The organism is Mycobacterium sp. TH-M25 (assembly GCF_057473665.1).
Genome location: NZ_JBYCLA010000482.1, coordinates 1 through 4,334, shown reverse-complemented (window position 1 = coordinate 4,334; position 4,334 = coordinate 1). Strand labels below are relative to the sequence as shown.

Genomic DNA, 4,334 nt, shown 5'->3' with positions numbered 1-4,334 from the left:
GTGGAGATCAATGCCGACCCCTACCCGGTCTTCCGAGCGATACGCGAGGAAGCCCCGCTGTACTACAACCCGCAGCACGACTTCTACGCACTGAGCCGGTTCGCCGACGTCGATCGCGCGCTGGTCGACCATGAGACCTTCAGCTCGGCCCGCGGCGCCATCGTCGAGCTGATCAAGGCCAACATCGACATCCCGCCCGGCGTGCTCATCTTCGAGGACCCGCCGCTACACGACGTACACCGCAAACTACTGGCCCGGATGTTCACCCCGCGCAAGATCAACGACCTCGAACCCAAGATCCGCGAATTCTGCTCGCAAAGTTTGGATCCGCTGACCGATAGCTTCGACTTCGTGGGCGACCTCGGCGCGCAGATGCCGATGCGGGTGATCGGCATGCTGCTCGGCGTACCCGAGGAGTATCAGGAAGCCGCGCGTGACATGACCAACCACCAGATGCGCACCGAAGCCGGCAAGCCAATGGATGCGGCCGCCGGGATGAACACCGGCGAGTTCTTTACCGAGTTCATCGACTGGCGCGCCAAACACCCCTCCGACGACATCATGACCGATCTGCTGAATGTCGAGTTCGTCGACGAGAAGGGTGTCACGCGGCGGCTGACGCGTGAGGAACTGCTCACCTACATCAGCGTGGTTTCCGGAGCGGGCAACGAGACCACTACCCGACTGATCGGTTGGGCCGGAAAGGTTTTGGCCGAGCACCCCGACCAGCGACGGGAACTGGCCGAGAACCCGGCTCTGATCCCCGCGGCCGTCGAGGAGTTGCTGCGCTTCGAGCCGCCGGCTCCGCACGTGGCCCGCTACGTGACTCGCGACGTCACCTACTACGGGCAGACGGTGCCCGAGGGCAGCGCGATGATGATGTTGATCGGCGCCGCCAACCGCGATCACCGTCAATTCCCGCCCGACGGTGATGTTTTCGACATCCATCGGCAGGGTCGTCAGCACCTGTCCTTCAGCGTCGGCACCCACTACTGCCTGGGCTCGGCACTGGCGCGGCTGGAGGGGCGGATCGCGCTCGAGGAGATCCTCAAGCGCTTCCCCGAATGGCAGGTCGACCTCAGTCGTGCCGCATTGTCTTCGACGTCCACCGTGCGAGGCTGGGACACGCTGCCCGCGATCATCGGTTGAACCACAACAGATTTGAATCCAAGCACAAGTAGGGAAACGAGGTAACGATGGCGGGTCGCGTCGAAGGCAAGGTTGCGTTCATCACCGGCGCGGCGCGCGGTCAGGGCCGTGCACATGCGGTGCGGTTGGCGCAAGAGGGCGCCGACATCATCGCGGTCGACATCTGCAAGAAGATCGATACGGTGGATCTGATCGCCGCGTCCACACCGGAGGATCTGGCCGAGACCGCCGACCTGGTCAAGGGGCACAACCGCCGGATCTACACCGCCGAAGTCGACGTGCGTGACTACGACGCCCTCAAGGCCGCGGTCGACACCGGCGTCGAGCAGCTCGGCCGGCTCGACATCATCGTCGCCAACGCGGGCATCGGCAACGGCGGCCAGACGCTGGACAAGACCAGCGAAACCGACTGGACCGCCATGATCGACATCAACCTCGGCGGCGTGTGGAAGACCGTGAAAGCCGGTGTGCCACATATCCTCGCGGGCGGCAACGGTGGCTCGATCATCCTGACCAGCTCGGTCGGGGGCTTGAAGGCCTACCCGCATACCGGCCACTATGTCGCCGCCAAACACGGTGTGGTCGGCTTGATGCGCACCTTCGCCGTCGAACTCGGTGCGCAGAACATTCGCGTCAACTCCGTGCATCCGACCAACGTCAACACCCCGCTGTTCATGAACGAGGGCACGATGAAGCTGTTCCGCCCCGATCTGGAAAACCCGGGTCCCGAGGACATGAAGGTCGTCGGGCAGTTGATGCACACCCTGCCTATCGGCTGGGTTGAGCCGGAGGACATCGCCAACGCGGTGCTGTTCCTGGCGTCCGACGAGTCGCGTTTCGTCACCGGCGTCACGCTCCCCATCGACGGCGGCAGCTGCCTGAAATAGCGGGGCCGGACCACCGAAATCGACGATGGCGCGACGACACGCCGAGGCGGTCAGCATTAACGTCGGTTTCGCTGTGCCGCGATCATCGGCTACCGTCGCGCCATGAGTGGATTTGAGGGCAAAGGCGCCGTCATTACCGGCGGCGCGAGCGGAATCGGTTTAGCGACCGCAACGGAGTTGGCAAGGCGCGGGGCACGTCTCGTGCTCGCAGACGTCGACCAGCCTTCGCTGGAGCAGGCCGTGACGCATCTACAGGGTCAGGGATTCGAGGCACACGCGGTGATGTGCGATGTCCGGTCGTTCGATGAGATGACGCAGCTGGCCGGGGAGACGTTCCGCCTGCTCGGCCAGGTCGATGTGGTCTTCAGCAACGCCGGCATCGTGGTCGCGGGCCCGATCGCGCAGATGACTCACGAGGACTGGCACTGGGTGATCGACGTCGACCTGTGGGGCTCGATCCACACCGTCGAGGCGTTCCTACCGCGACTGCTGGAGCAGGGCACCGGCGGCCACGTCGCGTTCACCGCGTCGTTCGCCGGCTTGATGCCCAACATCGGGCTCGGCGCCTACAGCGTCGCGAAGTACGGCGTCGTGGGGCTGGCAGAGAACTTGGCGCGCGAGGTCAAAGGCAACGGTATCGGGGTATCTGTGCTGTGCCCGATGGTCGTCGAGACCAAGCTGGTCTCCAACTCGGAGCGAATCATGGGCGCCGACTACGGGCTGGCCTCTGCCAGCGCCCCGGCACAGCCGGACACATTGGACGTCGACGAAGTCGCCCGCCTCACCGTCGATGCGATTGCGGCCAACCGCCTCTACGTGCTGCCACATTCGGCGGCCCGCCGGTCGATCCGCAAGCGGTTCGACCGTATTGACCAGGTATTCGACGAACAGGCCAACGACGGCTGGAGCCACTGACCGGGGGCTGAACTCACCGGCTGGCAGTCTTTCGCGCGGCGCCGGGCGCATCGCCGATCACTCCCTCGGCCTCCAACTCGGCAATCTCGTCGAAGCTCAATCCGATTTCAGTGAGTAGCTCGTGATTGTGCTGACCGAGCAGCGGCGCCGGGCTCAGGTGGAATCGCTGCGGGCCGGCGGAGAATCTCACCGGCAGCGTGCTGTGCGGCGTCGGCGCGTTGACCGGGTGGCCGACGTCCTCGAAGAAGCCGCGAAATTGCAGCTGCGGGATCTCGGTCTGGCGGTGCGGCTGCATCACCTTGGCAACCGGAACACCGGCATCCCACAGGCAGCGCACGATGTCGTCGCCGTCGCGCGTTTCGCACCACGCGCTCAGGTGATGGTCAATCAGGTCGTGGTATTCGTGCCGGCCCTTGGCCGTCGACACTTTCGAATCGAGCGCCCAGGCGGGTCGGCCGAGCGCATCGCAGAGCCCGGCCCACTGGCCGTCGTCGACGACGGCGATAGCGACCCAACTGTCGAGGCGTCCGAATTCGTCGACTTCATTTGTGCGGTAGAGGTTTTGCGGCGCAGCGGCCGGTCCGCGATTTCCGTCGCGTTGCAGCAGCGCCCCGTACGCGGAGTATTCGATGACCTGTTCGGCGGCGATGTTGAGCGCCGCGTCGATCATCGCGGCCTCGATCATCACGCCTTGGCCGGTGGTGCGGCGGAACTCCAGCGCGAGCAGCAGCGCGTTGACGGCGTGGATGCCGGCGTTCGGATCACCGATCGAGTAAGGCTCGTAGGGATTGCGGTCGGGGTAACCGGTCAGCCAACTCACCCCGGACGCGGCTTCGATGACATAGGCGAACGCCGGGTTGTCCCGCCACGGCCCGTCCAGTCCGAACCCGGGCATTCGTAACAGGATCGCGTCCGACCGGATCGCCTCTATCGCATCGAAGTCCAGGCCGATCTGGTCGAGCACCCGGGGTGTGAAGTTCTCCACGACAACGTCCGAAGTTGCGATGAAGCGGCGCAACAGGTCTCGACCCGTGGCGGTTTGCAGGTCGAGTGTGATGCCCTTCTTGTTGGTGTTCAACGCTGAGAAGATCGGCGATTTCTCCCACCACTGGTGCTCGGTGACCGGGATGCCGGCGATCAGGCGAGCGCCGTCCGGTTTGCGGGTGGACTCGACGTGGATCACCTCGGCTCCCAGCATGGCCAGGAAGTGTGTGCAGCTCGGGCCGGCCCAGAAGGTGGTCAGATCCAGTACGCGCAACCCGTGCAGAGGCAGCCGCTGTGTGACTGTAGCTGCGGGACGTTCGGGTGCGCCCGGCCTCGACTCCCGATAGTGCGCGGTGTGCTCGCCCAGGCGCGGCGCCGGTCGCGGCGCGACGAGCGTTG

The 4,334-nt window shown here is 65.1% G+C and carries 4 protein-coding genes; 3 read left to right on the top strand and 1 reads right to left on the bottom strand.

Translation table 11 applies throughout. From position 1 onward, the window contains the following. From AC2VOU_RS16295 to AC2VOU_RS16285, 3 genes are all read left to right on the top strand, one after another. Positions 1 to 1,149: cytochrome P450 (locus AC2VOU_RS16295; RefSeq protein WP_486958305.1), on the top strand; the 1,149-nt coding region annotated here is incomplete at its 5' end. Between the two features lie 47 nt (positions 1,150 to 1,196). Beyond that, a complete protein-coding gene (locus AC2VOU_RS16290; protein ID WP_486958304.1) occupies positions 1,197 to 2,036 on the top strand; it encodes a mycofactocin-coupled SDR family oxidoreductase in 840 nt (279 codons plus the stop codon). Between the two features lie 102 nt (positions 2,037 to 2,138). After that, on the top strand, positions 2,139 to 2,951 hold the full coding sequence (locus tag AC2VOU_RS16285; RefSeq protein ID WP_486958303.1) for an SDR family NAD(P)-dependent oxidoreductase: 813 nt from the start codon (positions 2,139 to 2,141) through the stop codon (positions 2,949 to 2,951). 13 nt (positions 2,952 to 2,964) lie between these two features. On the opposite strand, the gene AC2VOU_RS16280 is transcribed toward AC2VOU_RS16285, so the two are convergent. Next, a partial coding sequence (locus AC2VOU_RS16280; RefSeq protein ID WP_486958302.1) for a CaiB/BaiF CoA transferase family protein occupies positions 2,965 to 4,334 on the bottom strand: 1,370 nt, incomplete at its 5' end.

Bases quoted from the DNA above. Each gene is read 5' to 3' on its own strand.
- AC2VOU_RS16285 (WP_486958303.1), top strand. From the start codon at position 2,139: ATGAGTGGATTTGAGGGCAAAGGCGCCGTCATTACCGGCGGCGCGAGC.
- AC2VOU_RS16290 (WP_486958304.1), top strand. From the start codon at position 1,197: ATGGCGGGTCGCGTCGAAGGCAAGGTTGCGTTCATCACCGGCGCGGCG.